The sequence below is a fragment of the Streptomyces sp. NPDC058664 genome, assembly GCF_042716635.1.
Classification (GTDB): domain Bacteria; phylum Actinomycetota; class Actinomycetes; order Streptomycetales; family Streptomycetaceae; genus Streptomyces.
In genome coordinates, this window is sequence record NZ_JBHXRW010000004.1 from 102,876 (window position 1) to 119,323 (window position 16,448).

Here is a 16,448-nt window from a genome sequence, read left to right on the forward strand (position 1 = left end):
CCCGTACTCACGTGCCGGTTGAGTATCAGCGCCCTGTCGGCCGCGAGGCCGCCCGCGGGACCGTACCGGCATGGGAACCAGCGCGCGTGAGCTCGCCGCCGCAACGCCGGCGAGCCGGGACCGGTACGTCGATCTGCTCCGGGTCGCCTCGCTCGCCGTCGTCGTGCTCGGGCACTGGCTGATGGCGGCCGTCACCACCGACGGGCAGGTCGGCAATCTGCTCGCCGTCGTGCCCGCACTCCAGCTCGTCACCTGGGTGTTCCAGGTGATGCCGGTCTTCTTCTTCGTCGGCGGCTTCTCGCACGCCCTCGCCCACCGCTCCCGCCCCGCGTACGCGGCCTTCCTGCGGGCCCGGCTCCAGCGGCTGCTGCGGCCGACGATGGTGTTCGTCGGCGTGTGGGGCGCCGCCGCCCTCGTCCTCCAGCTGTCCGGCGCGGACGGAGGGCTCACCGGCGTCGCGCTGCGGCTCGTCACCCAGCCCCTCTGGTTCATCGGGATCTACCTGGCGATGGTCGCCTTCACCCCGCCGCTCCTGAAGCTGCACGAGCGGTACGGGTGGGGCGCGTTCGCCGGGCTCGTCGGGGCGGCCGTCCTCGTCGACGTCCTGCGGTTCGCGGCGCACGTCCCGTTCGTCGAGTTCCTGAACTTCGCGTTCGTGTGGCTGGCGGTCCACCAGCTCGGCTTCCTCCGCGCCGACGGCATGCTCCGCCGCCCGGCCCTGCTCGCCGGCGCGGGCCTCCTCGGCGCGACCGCTCTCGTCGCCCTCGGCCCGTACCCGCTGTCCATGGTGGGGATGCCCGGCGAGAAGGTCTCGAACATGGCCCCGCCGACCCTCGCCCTCCTCTGCCACGGCCTGTGGCTGGTCGGCGCGGTCGAGCTGCTGAAGGGGCCGGGGGCGCGCCTCGTCGCCCGTGCCGGGGTGTGGCGGACGGTGGTCGCGGCCAACGGGATCGCGATGACGGCGTTCCTCTGGCACCTGACGGCCATGCTCGCGGTGTACGGCGCGATGCTCGGCCTCGGCCTGGAGCTCCCGGCCCCGGCCTCGGCCGCCTGGTGGGCGCAGGTCCCGCTCCGTATCGCCGCGGCCGCCACCCTGACGGCGCTGCTCGTGGCCGTCTTCCGCCGCTTCGAGGCGCCGGGGCCCACCCGCCGGGACGGCGGGTCCGGGCCGCTCGCGGCCCTCGGCATCACCCTGGCGCTCCTCGGCGTCCTCGGTCTCTCGGCGACCGGCCTCGGCGGCCTCCTGGAGGGCCACACGGCGACCCTGATCGCGTTCGATGTCACCGCCCCGGCGGCGGTCGCGATGGCCCTCGTGGGCTGGCTGCTCGTCGACCGCCCTACATCTCGTCGATCGCGGTGAGGCCGATGTCGATGTCGATGTCGAACGGAGCGGAGAGCTTGAGCCGGTCGCGGTGGACTCCGGTGCACGTGTACGTCTTGGTGACCGGGTCGCGTTCGTAGACCCGTACGACGGCGTGGTCGTCCTCGCCCTCCATCTCCACGAGCCAGAAGTGCTCGATCCCGGCGGCGGCGCACTTGTGGGGTTTGGTGTCGTGGTCCCGGGACTCCGAGTCGGGCGAGACGACCTCGACAGCCAGCAGGACGTCGGCGACCGGGTACGAGGTCTGCCCGAGCCCCTTCACGGCTTCCTTCCGGACGACGAGGACATCGGGCTCGGGACCGTTGCTGCGGTCGATGACCACCGTCATCTCGTTGCAGACCTTGTGCGTCGATGGGACGGCGGAGACCAGTCCGTTCGTCAGCAGTCGGATCATGATGTTGTGGAAACGGCGCTGCGAACGCACGAGGACCAGGCTCCCGTCGATCAACCCGGTGTGCGGCGGGAGGCCGGGCAGGGTCTTCAGGTCGTCCACCGTCCAGCCCTCGCGAGGCGGCACCGGCCATGCGGGCGCCGACCCCTGCGAGGTCGGCCTGGTCGTCGGCTCGGCGGTCATGGTTCCTCCCACGGGCGGGATTCTTCGGCCTGCCGTCCACGGTAACGACAGAGAGTCGAGCGCGTCATCACAAAGAGTGACCGGCCGCCCCAGCGTCTACCCTTGGACGTCGATCGATCCCCTGTACAGGAGTCAACGTGGCCGTCAACCTGGTCAATGTCGAGAACGTCAGCAAGGTGTACGGCACCCGTGCCCTGCTCGACGGCGTCTCGCTCGGCGTCTCCGAGGGGGAGCGGATCGGGGTCGTGGGCCGCAACGGCGACGGCAAGACCACCCTCATCCGGATGCTCGCGAAGCTGGAGGAGGCCGACACCGGCCGGGTCACCCACAGCGGCGGGCTGCGCCTCGGGGTGCTCACCCAGCACGACTCGCTCGACCCGAAGGCCACCATCCGGCACGAGGTCATCGGCGTCATGGCCGACCACGAGTGGGCCGGCAGCGCCAAGATCCGCGACGTGCTCACCGGACTCTTCGGCGGGCTCGACCTGCCCGGCTTCGAGCAGGGCCTCGACACCGTCATCGGTCCGCTCTCCGGCGGCGAGCGGCGGCGCATCGCGCTCGCCAAGCTCCTCATCGACGACCAGGACCTGATCGTCCTCGACGAGCCCACCAACCACCTCGACGTCGAGGGCATCTCCTGGCTCGCCCAGCACCTCCAGACCCGCCGCTCGGCCCTCGTCTGCGTCACCCACGACCGCTGGTTCCTCGACCAGGTCTGCACCCGCATGTGGGACGTGCAGCGCGGTGACGTGCACGAGTACGAGGGCGGCTACTCCGACTACGTCTTCGCGCGTGCCGAGCGCGAGCGCATCGCCGCCACGGAGGAGACCAAGCGGCAGAACCTGATGCGCAAGGAGCTGGCCTGGCTGCGGCGCGGCGCCCCCGCCCGTACGTCCAAGCCGCGCTACCGCATCGAGGCCGCCAACGAGCTGATCGCCGACGTGCCGCCGCCGCGCGACACCTCCGAGCTGATGAAGTTCGCCAACGCCCGCCTCGGCAAGACGGTCTTCGACCTGGAGGACGTGACCGTCACCGCAGGTCCCAAGACGCTCCTGGAGCACCTGACCTGGCAGCTCGGTCCCGGTGACCGCATCGGCCTCGTCGGCGTCAACGGCGCGGGCAAGACCTCACTCCTGCGCGCACTCGCGGACGCGGCCGTCAGTCAGGGCGAGATCCAGCCCGCCGCCGGCCGCATCACCGTCGGCAAGACCGTCCGGCTCGCCTACCTCTCCCAGGACGTCACCGAACTCCCCGCCGCCCTGCGGGTCCTGGAGGCCGTCCAGCAGATCCGCGACCGGGTCGACCTCGGCAAGGGCCGCGAGATGACCGCCGGCCAGCTCTGCGAGCAGTTCGGCTTCACCAAGGAGAAGCAGTGGACGCCGGTCGGCGACCTCTCCGGCGGTGAGCGCCGCCGTCTCCAGCTGCTGCGCCTGCTGATGGACGAGCCGAACGTCCTCTTCCTCGACGAGCCCACCAACGACCTCGACATCGAGACCCTCACCCAGCTGGAGGACCTCCTCGACGGCTGGCCCGGCTCCATGGTCGTCATCTCCCACGACCGGTTCTTCATCGAGCGCACCACGGACAAGACGCTCGCGCTGCTCGGCGACAGGACGCTGCGGATGCTGCCGCGCGGCATCGACGAGTACCTGGAGCGGCGCCGGAGGATGATCGAGGCGTCCGTCCCGACGCCGGCCGCCGCCGCGCCCGCGCAGACGAAGCCCGGCGTCTCCGCCGCGGACTCGCGCGCCGCGAAGAAGGAGCTGCAGAAGGTCGAGCGGCAGCTCGACAAGGTCTCCGACAAGGAGGCCAAGCTGCACGCCCGGATCGCCGACAACGCCACCGATTTCGAGCTGGTGGCGAAGCTCGACGCCGAGCTGCGGGAACTCGCGGGGGAGCGCGAGGAACTGGAGATGCGCTGGCTCGAACTGGCCGAGGACGCATAACGAGGGCATCACAGGCCGGTCCTCCCTTGGGTACAAGGGACGGACCGGTCGCTTTTGCGCCATGGCGTGAGTGGTAGAAAGAAAACCCGTTCACGTCAAGGGGGAACCGCTGATGACCCAGCCGCCCAGCAACCAGCCGCCGGGGGGCTTCGGAGTCCCCCAGGACCCGAACCAGGGCCCGCACACCGGCGGGCCCCAGGGCACGCCGCCCGTGCCGCCCGTCCCGCCCCAGGCACCGCAGAACCCGCCGCCGGCCGCGCCCGGACCGTACGGGCAGCAGCCGCAGCCCGGTTACGGCTACCCGCAGCAGGCCCCGGGGCCGTACGGCCAGCAGCCTCCGCAGCAGCCGTACGGCTACCCGCAGCAGGGCCAGCCCGGCTACCCGCAGCAGCCCGGCCCGTACGGCCAGCAGCCGGGCCCGTACGGCCAGCAGCAGAACCCTTACGGCGGCTACCCCACCCAGCCGCAGCCGGGGTTCCCGGGCGCCCCGACCCCGCCCTCCGGCGGCGGCCCCCTCAAGGGCCGTACCGGTGTCGTCGCCGCCGTGGCCGCCGCGGCCGTCCTGGTGGCTGCCGTCACCACCTGGGCCGTCGTCGGCGGTGACGACGAGAAGGACCCGATCGCCGGCCCGCCCACCACCTCCGCGTCCTCCTCGGCCGCTCCGAAGCCCACCGAGTCCGTGGACAAGGGCGACGGCACGGGTGACGGCTCCAACGGCGAGGAAGACCTCAACGCGGGCCGCAAGGACGGCGAGGCCAAGATCAACTGGCTGCTCAAGAACAACGTCGACCTGCCGCGCAACGGCGCCGACGTCTACGGCCCGTGGATCGTCGGCGACACCGTCGTCAAGGCCATGTACAAGAGCGTCTCCGGCTACAGCCTGAGCGACGGCTCCACCAAGTGGAACGTCGACCTGCCGTTCGAACTGTGCGCGGCGCCCGCGAACCCGTCGGCGAACGGGGTCATGGTCTTCGGCTACGCCGAGAGCGCCAAGGACGGCGCCAAGTGCACCTCGCTCCAGCAGGTCGACCTGAAGACCGGCAAGGCGGGCTGGAAGAAGGCGGTGCCCAAGCCGAAGGGCCTGTTCGCCTTCTCGGACAACACCCTGTCCATCAGCGGCAACACGGTGACGGTCGCGGGCAGCAGCAGCGCCTACGGCTTCTCCCTGGCCGACGGCAGGCAGCTGTTCACCGGCGCGACCACCGGCTGCAAGCCCTTCGCGTACGCGGGCGGCAGCAAGCTGGTCGCCGCCATGGACTGCCCCTCGGGCAGCACGTCCAAGAAGTCCCAGGCCGTCGGCGTGGTCGACCCGGCCACCGGCAAGCCCGCGTTCACGTTCAAGCTGGAGACCGACTGGGAGGTCGACAAGGTCTACTCGGTCGACCCGCTGGTCGTCTCCGCCACCCAGCGCGAGCAGAAGAAGTGGACCATCTTCACGCTCGACGCCACGGGCAAGCTCCGCTCGCAGATCCAGGGCGGCAAGGACAAGTTCGCCCCGTCGTGCGGCGGCGGATTCGTCATCTTCGGCCGCAACCTGGAGGGCTGCACCGGTGTCGCGGCCGACGCGAACACCTTCTACATGGCCACCGAGACCTCGTACGGCACGGCCAACGAGGTCGTCGCCTTCGACCTGAGGAACGGCAAGGCCAAGTGGCGTTCCAAGGCGCCCGGCGATCAGTCCATGATCCCGCTGCGCATGGAGGGCGGCCAGGTCCTGGTGTACGTGGACCCGAAGTACGACACGGGCGGCGCCGTCGCGACCATCGCCCCGACCGGCGGCGCGCCGAAGATCCTGCTCCAGCACCCGGCGTCCACGGCCCAGGTCGAGAGCAGCTTCTACAGCGCGGGCTACGCCTACGGCTCCGGCACCTTCGTGGTGGCCAGCGGACGCGTCTCCGCCACCAACGACGAGGCCGAGAAGCAGGTCAAGACGATGATGGCCTTCAGCAAGTGAGGTGCACGGACCGATGACGCAGCCACCCCCGCCCCCGCCGAACCAGCCCCCGGACCCGCAGGGAGGCTTCGGCGCGCCGACGCCCCCGCCGCAGCAGCCCGGCCAGGACCAGGGTTACGGCTACCCCCCGCAGCAGCCGGGCTACGGCTACCCCCAGCAGCCGGACCAGGGGTACGGCTACCCCCAGCAGCCGGACCAGGGCTACGGGCAGCCGCAGCAGCCCGACCAGGGCTACGGCTACCCGCAGCAGCCTCCCGCGCCCCCGCAGCAGCCGTACGGGTATCCCACCGCCCCGCAGCAGCCCTACGGCGGCCACCAGCAGCCGGTCCCGCCCCCGTACGGCTACCCGACCCAGCCCCAGCAGGCCTACGACGGGTACCAGCAGCCGGCCCCGGCGCCGGCGGGCGGCGGCAAGAAGCTGTCGGCACAGCTGCAGATCATCATCGCGGCGGCCGTCGCGGTCGTCCTGATCATCGGCGGCGGCATCTGGTACGCCAACTCCGGCGACGAGGACCCGGGCGGCGAGGCCAAGGGCACGGCCGGCACCTCGCAGGGCACCGACGGCGGGTCCGGCGGCTCGAACGGGATCGGGGGCGACGGCAAGGAGAAGGCCCCGGCGGTCACCCAGTCGAAGGAGGCCTTCCGCCTCGGTCTGCCGAAGGTTCCCGACACCACGGACGTCTCCGGTTCCTGGATCACGGACAAGGCGTTCGTGAAGACCGGCGTGAACTCCATCGTCGGCTACGACCTCGACAAGGGCACCGTCCTGTGGACGCTCCCGCTGACCGGGCAGGTCTGCGGCACGTCCCGGCACATGACCGCCGACTACAAGGTGCCGATCCTCTTCGAGGCCACCAAGCGGGTGGCACCGCGCTACTACCAGCTCTGCACCGAGGTCGGCATGGTCGACCTCACCACCGGGAAGCTGCTGTGGTCCACCTCCGTCACCGGTGGTTCCGCCGGTGACGGCAAGGCCCGGTTCGGCGAGATCACGCTCAGCGGGAAGACCGTCGCGGCCGGCGGCACCGACGGGGGCGCGGCCTTCGACATCGCCAACGGCAACCCGCGCTGGAAGCCGCAGTCCGACGCGCAGAGCTGCTACGACCTGGGGTACGGCGGCGGCGAGGGACTCGTCGCGGTCCGCAAGTGCGGTTCGTACGGCAGCCAGTACGTGATGATCCAGAACCTCGACCCGATGACGGGCGGTCCGGTCTCGCAGTACAAGATGCCGACCGGTGTGAAGTACGCGTCGGTGGTCTCCACCAAGCCGCTGGTCGTCGCGGCCGACGTCGGCGACAGCGCCGGTGACGGCAGCGGGATCTCGGACTTCTTCTCGATCGACGAGAAGACCGGGAAGCTGAAGGCGAAGATCACGGCGGACGCCGACCAGTACGCGGCCCGCTGCCGCTCGACCAAGGTCGAGTCCTGCACCCAGGCGCTCGTCGGGAACGGCAGGCTCTACGTGCCGACCGAGGAGCACGAGGGCGCGACCGGCGAGTACGGCGACGAGACGAACGAGATCATCGCCTTCGACCTGGCCACCGGCCGGACGGTGCCGGAGAAGGCGGACGCGGGCGACGCGTACACCCTGGTCCCGCTGCGCATGGACGGCGGCGACCTGATCGCGTACAAGGTGCCCCCGTACGACAAGGGCGGCCGGGTCGTGTCCATCAACGGGGGCACGATGAAGGAGACCCTCCTCCTGGAGAACCCGTCGGAGAAGTCGGCGCGGGAGACGGAGCGGAGCTTCGGCGTGACCGGAAGCGAGTACCTCTACGGCGACGGCAGGTTCTTCGTCTCGCGGACGTACGTGAGCAAGACCCGTGACGGCGGCTCCTCCTACCAGGAACACCTCGCCGTCTCGTACAACGCCAAGGGCTGACGGCCGCGGAAGCATCACGTACGGGCCCCTCCGGCATGCCGGAGGGGCCCGTTCCGTCGTTCCGGTCGCAGTCGGGCGGACGGGGCGTCACGGTGTCACCCGGGAGCGTGAGGTGACGCTCCGTCGACCCGGGGGGCGGATTGGGTCCGCACGGGGCGGGGGAGCGTGTACCTTGCCGGGTCAGGCGTGCCGGGGGACGGCGGGCGCGGAGGATGGGGGATGACCGGGATGGGCGTACGCCTCGTGGTGGTGGACGATCACCGCCTGCTCGCGGAGGCGCTCGCCTCGGCGCTGAAGCTGCGCGGGCACCGGGTGCTCGCGGCGGCGGCGCCGGTGGCGGGGGCCGCGGAGCTCGTGGTGAGCCGGGCGCCGGAGGTCTGTCTCCTGGGCACGGCCGCGCCGGCCGAGCCGGGGGCCTTCGACGTGGTCGCGCGGATCAAGCGGGAGCGGCCGCAGGTGGCGGTGGTGGTGCTCGGCCCGGTTCCCTCGCCGCGCGGCATCGCGGCGGCGTTCGCGGCCGGCGCCTCGGGATACGTCCGGCACGACGAGCGCATCGAGGGCGTCGAGCGCGCCCTGGTGAAGGCCAGGGCGGGGGAGTCGGCGGTGGCGCCGCAGCTGCTCAGAGCGGCCTTCGCGGAGCTCCTGCACCCCGCCGCGCAGCCCGACGACGAGGGACAGCGGCTGCTGCGGCTCCTGACGCGGCGGGAGGTGGAGGTCCTCGTCCGGGTCGTGGAGGGGGAGGACACCCGGCTGATCGCGGCGGGGATGGGGATCGCGTCGAGCACGGCGCGGACGCACGTGCAGCGGGTCCTGATGAAGCTGGGGGTCGGGTCGCGCCTGGAGGCGGCGGCCCTCGCGGCCCGTACGGGGCTGCTGGACCGTGCGGTGCCGGGGCCTCGGGAGGGCGGCTCGCGAGAGCCCTTCTGACGCCTCCTCCCACCTTCTTCCCGCCTTCTCCCGACCTTCTTCCGGTCTTCCTCCGGTCTTCTTCCGGTCCGGGTGTTCTGACGTCCGGTCCCGCGCGGGGTGCGGGACCGGGCTTCACCGTTGACGCTGATGTTTGAATGTGGTTCCTTGTGGGTGGTTCTGTTTGATGTCGCCCGGAGGGCACCCCGTGAAGAAGACCGTCACCGCACTCGCCGACGGGCGCGAGCTGATCTACTACGACGCGCACGACGACACCGTCCGCACCGCCGTCGACCCCCGCCCCCTCACCCCCGTCGTCTCCCGCTCCGAGATCCGGTACGACGCCCTCACCGGCGACCCCGTCGCCATCGCCTCGCACCGGCAGGCCCGCACCTACCACCCGCCGGCCGACGCCTGCCCGCTCTGCCCCGCCCGCGACGGACGCGAGAGCGAGATCCCCGAGGAGAGCTACGAGGTCACGGTCTTCGAGAACCGCTTCCCCTCCCTCTCCGGCGGCGTCGGCCGCTGCGAGGTCGTCTGCTTCACCGACGACCACACCGCGTCCTTCGCCGACCTCACCGAGGAGCGCGTCGCCCTCGTCATCGACGCCTGGACCGACCGCACCGCCGCGCTCTCTGCCCTCCCCGGCGTCGAACAGGTCTACTGCTTCGAGAACCGGGGCGCCGAGATCGGCGTCACCCTCCCGCACGCCCACGGCCAGATCTACGCCTTCCCCTACGTCTCCCCCCGCACGGCCGCCATGCGCCGCCGCGTCGACGAGCACCGGGCCGAGACCGGACGGAACCTCTTCGACGACGTCGTCGAGCGCGAGCGCGCCGACGGCGAGCGGATCGTCCTGGAGACCGAGCACTGGATCGCCTTCGTCCCGTACGCCGCCCACTGGCCGTACGAGGTCCACCTCCACCCCAGGCGCCGGGTCCCCGACTTCCTCGCCCTCGACGGCGCGGCACGCACAGAGGCCGCACAGGTCTACCTGGAACTCTTGAGGCGCTTCGACCGGATCTTCGGCCCGGACGAGCCGCCGACGCCCTACATCGCCGCCTGGCACCAGGCGCCGTTCACGGACGCGCGGCGGGAGGACTTCGGACTGCACCTGGAGCTCTTCACCGTCCGACGGGCCTCCGGCAAGCTGAAGTACCTCGCGGGCACCGAGTCCGGCATGGGCGCGTTCATGAACGACGTACGGCCGGAGGACGCGGCCCGACGACTCCGAGAGGTGGCGACCGAGAAGTGAGCACGGACATGAAGAAGTACCTGGTGACCGGTGGGGCCGGATACGTGGGCAGCGTCGTCGCCGCCCACCTCCTGGAGCGGGGCCACCGGGTCACCGTCCTCGACGACCTCTCCACCGGCTTCGCCGAAGCCGTGCCGGCGGGCGCCGAGTTCGTCGAGGGCCGCGTCCAGGACGCCGCCGCGTGGCTGGACGACTCCTACGACGGCGTCCTGCACTTCGCCGCCTTCTCCCAGGTCGGCGAGTCCGTCGCCAAGCCCGAGAAGTACTGGGACAACAACGTCGGCGGCACCATGGCCCTGCTCACCGCCATGCGCGCCGCCGGGGTCCGCAGGCTGGTCTTCTCCTCCACCGCCGCCACCTACGGCGAGCCGGAGAGCGTGCCGATCACCGAGACCGCGCCGACCGCCCCCACCAGCCCCTACGGGGCGAGCAAACTGGCCGTCGACCACATGATCGGCGGGGAGTGCGCCGCCCACGGCCTGGCCGCCGTCTCGCTGCGCTACTTCAACGTGGCGGGCGCCCACGGGTCCCTCGGCGAGCGGCACGAGCCCGAGTCGCACCTGATCCCGCTCGTCCTCCAGGTCGCCCTGGGCGAGCGCGAGGCGATCTCCGTGTACGGCGAGGACTACCCGACCCCCGACGGCACCTGCGTCCGCGACTACATCCACGTCGCCGACCTGGCCGAGGCCCACCTCCTGGCGCTCGACGCCATGACCGCGGGCACCGTGCCGGCCGGCGAGCACCTGGTCTGCAACTTCGGCAACGGCAACGGCTTCTCCGTCCGCGAGGTCGTCGAGACCGTGCGGAAGGTCACCGGTCACCCCGTCCCGGAGATCACCGCCCCGCGCCGCGCCGGCGACCCCGCCGTCCTCGTCGCCTCCGCCGAGGCCGCCCGCGAGCGGCTCGGCTGGACGCCGTCCCGTCCCGACCTGGCGGACGTCGTCGCCGACGCCTGGGCCTTCGCCCGGCAGCGGGCGGCCCGGCGGCAGGCAGCCGAGCAGCAGGTCAAGCAGGCCGAGCAGCAGGAAGGAGCGCGCCCGTGAGCGCCGCCGACCACGGGGCGGGGACGCCCGGAAGCGTCGCCGCCGACTTCGAGGCGCTGTACGGCGCCGCCCCCGACGGCGTCTGGGCCGCCCCCGGGCGGGTCAACCTGATCGGCGAGTACACCGACTTCAACGACGGCTTCGTGCTGCCGCTCGCCCTGCCGCACACCACCGTCGCCGCCGCCTCCCGCCGCGACGACAACGTGCTGCGCCTGCACTCCGCCGACATCGACGGCGGCATCGTCCAGCTGGAGGTCGACGCCCTCGAACCGCTCTCCGGCGGCGGCTGGGCGGCCTACCCGGCCGGGGTCGTCTGGGCCCTGCGGGCAGCCGGGCACCCGGTGACCGGAGCGGACGTCCACCTCACCTCGACCGTGCCGACCGGCGCCGGGCTCTCCTCGTCGGCGGCCCTCGAAGTCGTCACGGCCCTCGCGCTGAACGACCTCTTCGCGCTCGGGCTCTCCCGGCCCGAACTCGCCGAGCTCGCCCAGCGCGCCGAGAACGCCTTCGTCGGCGTCCCCTGCGGCGTCATGGACCAGATGGCCTCCGCCTGCGCCGAGGAGGGCCACGCCCTCCATCTGGACACCCGGGACCTCTCGTACCGTCAGGTCCCCTTCGACCTGGCCCGCGAGGGGCTGCGGCTGCTCGTCGTCGACACCCGCGTGAAGCACGCGCTCGGAGACGGCGCGTACGCCGAGCGGCGCGCCGGTTGTGAAGCCGGTGCGCGGGCGCTCGGGGTGAAGGCCCTGCGCGATGTCAGCGCCGCGCATCTCCCCGCATCCCTCGCACGCCTGAGCGACGAGACGATTCTGCGGTACGTCCGGCACGTCGTCACCGACAACGCCCGCGTGGAGCGGACCATCGCCCTGCTCGACGCCGGCGACACCCGGGCGGTCGGCCCCGTCCTCACCGAGGGCCACGCCTCCCTCCGGGACGACCTGCGCGTCTCCTGCCCCGAACTGGACCTGGTCGTCGAGGCGGCGAACGCCGCCGGGGCGCTCGGCGCCCGCATGACCGGCGGCGGTTTCGGCGGCTCCGCCGTCGTCCTCGTCGAGACGGACCGGGCCGAAGCGGTCGCCGCCGCCGTCGGGAAGGCCTTCGCCGAGGCCGGATACGCGGCCCCCGGAGTCTTCCCCGCCGTTCCCTCGGCGGGCGCCCGCCGCCTCTGAGCGCTCCCCAGGACCCGTACGACTTCGGACAGTTCCGTGAATCGGCCCCCACCGCGACGCCCCGCCCCTACTGTGTGGGGCAGCGCCGGTGGGGGCCGGTGCCGTTCAGGGTGCGAGACCCGGTCGGGTACGGCGCCGGCAGCGGGGTAACTCTCATCGCACGGCGGCGGCCGCGCGAGTGACGGACCCGCCCCCGGCGCCGTGCCCGCGTCGGTCCGTTCCTCGACACTTGGGGGTGTCCGTGGCACGTATCCGTGTCCTGGTGGTGGACGACCACCGCGTCTTCGCCGAATCGCTGGCCGCCGCGCTCGCCGCGGAGCCCGACGTCGACGTCGTCGCCGCGGGAAGCGGCCCGGCCGCCCTGCGCTGCCTGGAGCGCGGCGCGGCGGAGAGCCGCAGGTTCGACGTGCTGCTCGTCGACGCCGAACTGGGCACGGGCCCCCCGGGAACGGCCGTGGCCCGGGTCGTACCGGACGACGGCGGGGCCGTCGTCGACGGGATCTCCCTGGTGGCGGGGGTGCGCCAGGCCCACCCCGCCGTGCGGACCGTCGTCCTCGCGGAGAAGGACGACCCGCGGCGGGCCGCGCTCGCCCTCCAGGCGGGGGCCTCCGGCTGGGTGGCGAAGGACTGCTCGCTCCAGCGGCTCCTCGCGGTGGTCCGCGGGGTGCTGCGGGACGAGACGCATCTGCCGCCCGCGCTGCTCACCGGTGTCCTGCGGGAGCTGACGGCGGCCCGCAAGCACCGGACGGACAGCGAGCGGCTCGTGGAGTCGCTGACCCCGCGCGAGCGGGAGGTGCTGTGCTGCATGGTCGCGGGCCTGGGCCGCAAGGCGGTCGCCGAGCGCCTCTTCCTGTCCCCGCACACCGTCCGTACGCACATGCAGAACGTGCTGGGGAAGCTGGGCGTGCACTCGACCCTGGCGGCGGTGGCGCTGGCCCGCCGGGCGGGCGTGGGTCCCGCGCGTCTCGGCGAGGACCCGCTAGCCGGGGACGTTGTCGAACGGGGCGGTCAGCCGGCGTAGCAGCGCGGCCAGTTCGCCGCGCTGGGCGCGGGAGAGCTGGGACAGGATGGCGCGCTCCTGGGCGAGGAGCCCGGCGAGCGCCTCGTCGGCGCGGTCGCGGCCCTCGGGGGTGAGCCGGACGAGGACGCCGCGCCGGTCACTGGGGTCGGGGAGCCGCTCGACGAGGCCCTTCTTGGTGAGCCGGTCGATGCGGTTGGTCATGGTGCCGGAGGTGACCAGGGTCTGCGTCAGGAGCTGGCCGGGGGAGAGCTGGTAGGGCGCGCCGGCCCGGCGCAGCGAGGTGAGGACGTCGAACTCCCAGGGCTCCAGCTGGTGCTCCGAGAAGGCGAGCCGACGGGCGCGGTCGAGGTGCCGGGCGAGCCGGGAGACGCGGCTGAGCACCTCGAGCGGTTCCACGTCGAGGTCGGGGCGCTCGCGGCGCCATGCTGCGACCAGTCGGTCGACCTCGTCCTCCATGACGATCAGTGTAGAGGGTCTGTTGACATAAAGTCTCTTGTATTCGAGTTTATCGATGTCAAGAATCTTGACCTCAAGAAATATTCCGCTGGACCATGGGGAAGGGACCCGGCCGGAACTCCGTTCCGTTTCGGCCATTCGTTCCAGCAAGGGGGATTCGAACATGCATTCCGTGGAACCCGCCGCACCCACGTGGGACCCGCAGCAGTACCTCCGCCACTCCGGCCACCGCACCCGTCCCTTCCTCGACCTGCTCGCCCGAATACCACGCCTCCCCGCCCAGGACCGGCCCGCCCGGATCGCCGACCTCGGCTGCGGCCCCGGCAACGTGACGGCCCTCCTCGCCGACCGGTGGCCCGACGCCCACATCACCGGCTTCGACCTCTCGCCCGACATGCTGGAGCGGGCCGAGAAGGACTGGTCCGGCACCACCAGGGGCGGCGGCTGGCTCGACTTCCGCCCCGCCGACGCCGCCCACTGGACCCCCACCGAGCCCTACGACCTGATCGTCTCCAACGCGGCCCTCCAGTGGGTGCCCAACCACCCCGAGTCCTTCGCCCGCTGGATCGACGGGCTCCGACCCGGCGGCACCCTCGCCTTCCAGGTCCCCGGCAACTTCACCTCGCCCAGCCACGCCCTGCTCGGCGAACTCTGCGAGACCCCCGAATGGCGCGACCGCGTCGGCGACCAGGGCCGCCGCTTCGTCCACATCCTCGACGCCGCCGACTACCTCACCCGCCTCACCGACCTCGGCTGCGAGACGGACGTCTGGGAGACCACGTACTGCCAGCTGCTCCAGGGCGAGGACCCCGTCCTCGACTGGGTCAAGGGCACCGCCCTGCGGCCCGTCCTCACCGCCCTGGGCGACGACCAGGAGGCGGTCGACGCCTTCCTCGGCCAGTACCGCACCCTCCTCCGCGCGGCCTACCCGCCGGGCCCGCACGGCACGGTCTTTCCCTTCCGCCGGATCTTCGCGATGGCCACGAAGCCCCGCTGACCCCCGCCCGGAAACATGCCCGCCCCGCACCGGAGGATCCGGTGCGGGGCGGGCACGGGGTGGTGCCGGGGGGCGTCAGCCGATCTGGTTGTAGATCTGGAAGCCGCCGCCGAACCGCGCCCGGGTGGAGAACTTGCCCGGGGTCGTGTTCAGGTAGGTGTACAGGTCGCCGGCGGAGGTGATGCCGACGATGTCGCCCTTGCCGTCCGCGTTCAGGTCGCCGGCGGCGGCCAGGTGCTTGTAGGTGCCCCAGCCGGAGCCGATCTTCGTGCGGGCCCCGAAGGGGGCGGTGGCGTTGCCGGTGCCCGGGTGCAGGTACAGGTCGCCGGTGGTGGTGCGGGCCAGCAGGTCGGCGCGGCCGTCACCGGTGTAGTCGCCGCCGCCGAACAGCTTGTTGTAGCCGCCCCAGCCGGAGCCGACCCTGATGCGGGTGGCGAACTTGTCGCCCTCGCCGTTGCCCTTGTACAGGTACAGGACGCCGGAGCGGTCGCGCGCGAGCAGGTCGCCCTTGCCGTCGCCGCTCAGGTCGCCCGGGCCGGCGAAGGCGTTGTAGCCGCCCCAGCCGGAGCCGATGTAGTACATGCCGTCGATCCACAGGCCGCCGTCGAGGAGCTGGACGGTGTCCTGCATGTTGTCGGGGTTCATCGACGAGACGGCGGTCCAGACGGCGTTCTTCCACTCGCCCGTGTCGCTGGCGGGCAGGCGCGGGGTGACCTTGCCCGTGGTCGAGGGGCCGTACCAGAACAGCGTGCCGGCCGTGTCGCGGGCGAGGAAGCCGTCCTTGCCGGTGTACGGGATGTTGCCGCCGAGGGCGAACTGGTCGATGCCCGTGAAGTCGCCGGTGTTGCCGACCTTCTGGCGCGCGTTCAGGGTGCCGTCGCCCTTGCCGATGTACAGGTACATCGTGCCGGTGTTGTCCCGGGCCCACAGGTCGCCGTCGCCGGCGGGCAGGATCTGGTTGTAGGCGCCCCAGCCGCCGCCGATGGACTTGCGGGTGGCGAACGGGAGGTTCTTGTCACCCGTGCCGGTGTAGAACCACAGGGTGCCGGCCCTGTCGCGGGCGTACAGGTCGGCGCGGCCGTCGCCGTTGCCGTCGCCGAGGCCGACGAGCTGGTCGTACGCGCCCCAGCCGGAGCCGACGAGGATGCGCGTGCCGAGCGGCTTGGTCACGTCGCCGGTGGCGATGTACACGTACAGCTGACCGGCCGGGGTGCGGGCGATCACGTCGGCCCTGCCGTCGCCGTCCACGTCACCGGGCGAGGTGATCTTGTTGTAGATCTGCCAGCCGCCGCCGACCGAGTACTCGTACGGGGTGCCGTAGTCGGCGACGTCCTTGTACAGCGTCAGGGTGCCGTTCTCGGACAGGACCAGCATCTCGGGCTCGGCCTCGCCGGCCTGGTTGCCGATCGGGATGATGTCCTTGGCGACGTCGATGCGGCCCAGCACGACCTCCCCGGCCTCGCCGGCGGTCGTGTAGATCCCGTCACCGGCGCGGAAGACCAGGTCCTCGATGCCGTCGAGGTCCAGGTCCGACAGGAGCGGCGAGGTCGCCGTGACCGCCTGGGCGTCGGCGCGGGCGCCGTCCTGACCGGGGCGGACCAGCTTCGGGACCGTGAAGGAAGGCGCTTCCTTCTCGATCTTCGGAAGGGGCGCCGGGGTGTCGGCGGACGCCGTGCCCGCGAGGAGCATGCCCGTGGAGAGGGCGAGAGCGGTGCAGGCGGCGAGGCGGCGGGCACGCTTGGAATACGGGAAGAACAAGAGATCCCCCCCAGGGATCAGCGGTTCGACAGAACCGGACAGGGGGCTCGCACAGCTTCGAACGGCGTCAGCGCGGGCCTTCGGGCACGCGGAGACGACCTCGTTC

The 16,448-nt window shown here is 72.2% G+C and carries 13 protein-coding genes; 10 read left to right on the plus strand and 3 right to left on the minus strand.

Annotation, left to right across the window (positions count from 1 at the left end; genetic code table 11):
• Positions 1 to 70 precede the first annotated feature (70 nt).
• On the plus strand, positions 71 to 1,360 hold the full coding sequence (locus ACFWUY_RS05110) for an acyltransferase (RefSeq protein WP_384102119.1): 1,290 nt from the start codon (positions 71 to 73) through the stop codon (positions 1,358 to 1,360).
• Here ACFWUY_RS05110 and ACFWUY_RS05115 read toward each other — a convergent pair.
• A complete protein-coding gene (locus ACFWUY_RS05115; protein ID WP_384102400.1) occupies positions 1,338 to 1,955 on the minus strand; it encodes a Uma2 family endonuclease in 618 nt (205 codons plus the stop codon). The genes ACFWUY_RS05110 and ACFWUY_RS05115 overlap by 23 nt on opposite strands.
• Positions 1,956 to 2,092: 137 nt before the next feature.
• Between ACFWUY_RS05115 and ACFWUY_RS05120 the strand changes: the two genes are divergently transcribed.
• The 8 genes from ACFWUY_RS05120 to ACFWUY_RS05155 all read left to right on the plus strand — a co-directional run bounded on the left by ACFWUY_RS05120 (position 2,093) and on the right by ACFWUY_RS05155 (position 13,131).
• Positions 2,093 to 3,901, plus strand: coding sequence for an ABC-F family ATP-binding cassette domain-containing protein (locus ACFWUY_RS05120; RefSeq protein ID WP_384102121.1), 1,809 nt, complete (start codon positions 2,093 to 2,095; stop codon positions 3,899 to 3,901).
• Positions 3,902 to 4,013: 112 nt separating this feature from the next.
• Entirely contained in the window at positions 4,014 to 5,855 is a 1,842-nt protein-coding gene (locus ACFWUY_RS05125) for a PQQ-binding-like beta-propeller repeat protein (RefSeq protein WP_384102123.1), read from the plus strand.
• Positions 5,856 to 5,868: 13 nt separating this feature from the next.
• Positions 5,869 to 7,737, plus strand: a complete 1,869-nt coding sequence (locus tag ACFWUY_RS05130; RefSeq protein ID WP_384102125.1) for a PQQ-binding-like beta-propeller repeat protein — start codon at positions 5,869 to 5,871, stop codon at positions 7,735 to 7,737.
• Positions 7,738 to 7,965: 228 nt separating this feature from the next.
• Entirely contained in the window at positions 7,966 to 8,664 is a 699-nt protein-coding gene (locus tag ACFWUY_RS05135) for a LuxR C-terminal-related transcriptional regulator (RefSeq protein WP_384102402.1), read from the plus strand.
• A gap of 187 nt (positions 8,665 to 8,851) precedes the next feature.
• Entirely contained in the window at positions 8,852 to 9,898 is a 1,047-nt protein-coding gene (gene galT, locus ACFWUY_RS05140; protein ID WP_384102127.1) for a galactose-1-phosphate uridylyltransferase, read from the plus strand.
• A gap of 8 nt (positions 9,899 to 9,906) precedes the next feature.
• Positions 9,907 to 10,941, plus strand: coding sequence for a UDP-glucose 4-epimerase GalE (gene galE, locus ACFWUY_RS05145; protein WP_384102404.1), 1,035 nt, complete (start codon positions 9,907 to 9,909; stop codon positions 10,939 to 10,941).
• The gene (gene galK, locus ACFWUY_RS05150) at positions 10,938 to 12,110 is read left to right on the plus strand and encodes a galactokinase (RefSeq protein ID WP_384102129.1); all 1,173 of its coding nucleotides are present in this window, start codon (positions 10,938 to 10,940) and stop codon (positions 12,108 to 12,110) included. Before galE ends, galK begins: the two co-directional genes overlap by 4 nt.
• A 229-nt stretch (positions 12,111 to 12,339) precedes the next feature.
• The gene (locus tag ACFWUY_RS05155) at positions 12,340 to 13,131 is read left to right on the plus strand and encodes a LuxR C-terminal-related transcriptional regulator (protein WP_384102131.1); all 792 of its coding nucleotides are present in this window, start codon (positions 12,340 to 12,342) and stop codon (positions 13,129 to 13,131) included.
• Here ACFWUY_RS05155 and ACFWUY_RS05160 read toward each other — a convergent pair.
• Positions 13,090 to 13,587 carry a MarR family winged helix-turn-helix transcriptional regulator gene (locus tag ACFWUY_RS05160; RefSeq protein ID WP_384102133.1) on the minus strand — a complete coding sequence of 166 codons (498 nt, stop codon included), beginning with the start codon at positions 13,585 to 13,587 and terminating at the stop codon, positions 13,090 to 13,092. The genes ACFWUY_RS05155 and ACFWUY_RS05160 overlap by 42 nt on opposite strands.
• A gap of 163 nt (positions 13,588 to 13,750) precedes the next feature.
• On the opposite strand from ACFWUY_RS05160, the gene ACFWUY_RS05165 reads away from it, so the two are divergent.
• Positions 13,751 to 14,584 (plus strand): trans-aconitate 2-methyltransferase, encoded by an 834-nt coding sequence (locus tag ACFWUY_RS05165; RefSeq protein ID WP_384102135.1) that lies wholly within the window; start codon positions 13,751 to 13,753, stop codon positions 14,582 to 14,584.
• 75 nt (positions 14,585 to 14,659) lie between these two features.
• Here the strand turns inward: ACFWUY_RS05165 and ACFWUY_RS05170 are convergent, their stop codons facing one another.
• On the minus strand, positions 14,660 to 16,342 hold the full coding sequence (locus ACFWUY_RS05170; RefSeq protein ID WP_384102137.1) for an FG-GAP repeat domain-containing protein: 1,683 nt from the start codon (positions 16,340 to 16,342) through the stop codon (positions 14,660 to 14,662).
• Positions 16,343 to 16,448: the final 106 nt, after the last annotated feature.

What these genes read in the sequence shown, in the direction of transcription:
- ACFWUY_RS05110 (WP_384102119.1), top strand. Translation starts at nt 71, where the DNA reads ATGGGAACCAGCGCGCGTGAGCTCGCCGCCGCAACGCCGGCGAGCCGG.
- ACFWUY_RS05115 (WP_384102400.1), bottom strand. Translation starts at nt 1,955, where the DNA reads ATGACCGCCGAGCCGACGACCAGGCCGACCTCGCAGGGGTCGGCGCCC.
- ACFWUY_RS05125 (WP_384102123.1), top strand. Translation starts at nt 4,014, where the DNA reads ATGACCCAGCCGCCCAGCAACCAGCCGCCGGGGGGCTTCGGAGTCCCC.
- ACFWUY_RS05130 (WP_384102125.1), top strand. Translation starts at nt 5,869, where the DNA reads ATGACGCAGCCACCCCCGCCCCCGCCGAACCAGCCCCCGGACCCGCAG.
- ACFWUY_RS05135 (WP_384102402.1), top strand. Translation starts at nt 7,966, where the DNA reads ATGGGCGTACGCCTCGTGGTGGTGGACGATCACCGCCTGCTCGCGGAG.
- galE (WP_384102404.1), top strand. Translation starts at nt 9,907, where the DNA reads ATGAAGAAGTACCTGGTGACCGGTGGGGCCGGATACGTGGGCAGCGTC.
- ACFWUY_RS05160 (WP_384102133.1), bottom strand. Translation starts at nt 13,587, where the DNA reads ATGGAGGACGAGGTCGACCGACTGGTCGCAGCATGGCGCCGCGAGCGC.
- ACFWUY_RS05165 (WP_384102135.1), top strand. Translation starts at nt 13,751, where the DNA reads ATGCATTCCGTGGAACCCGCCGCACCCACGTGGGACCCGCAGCAGTAC.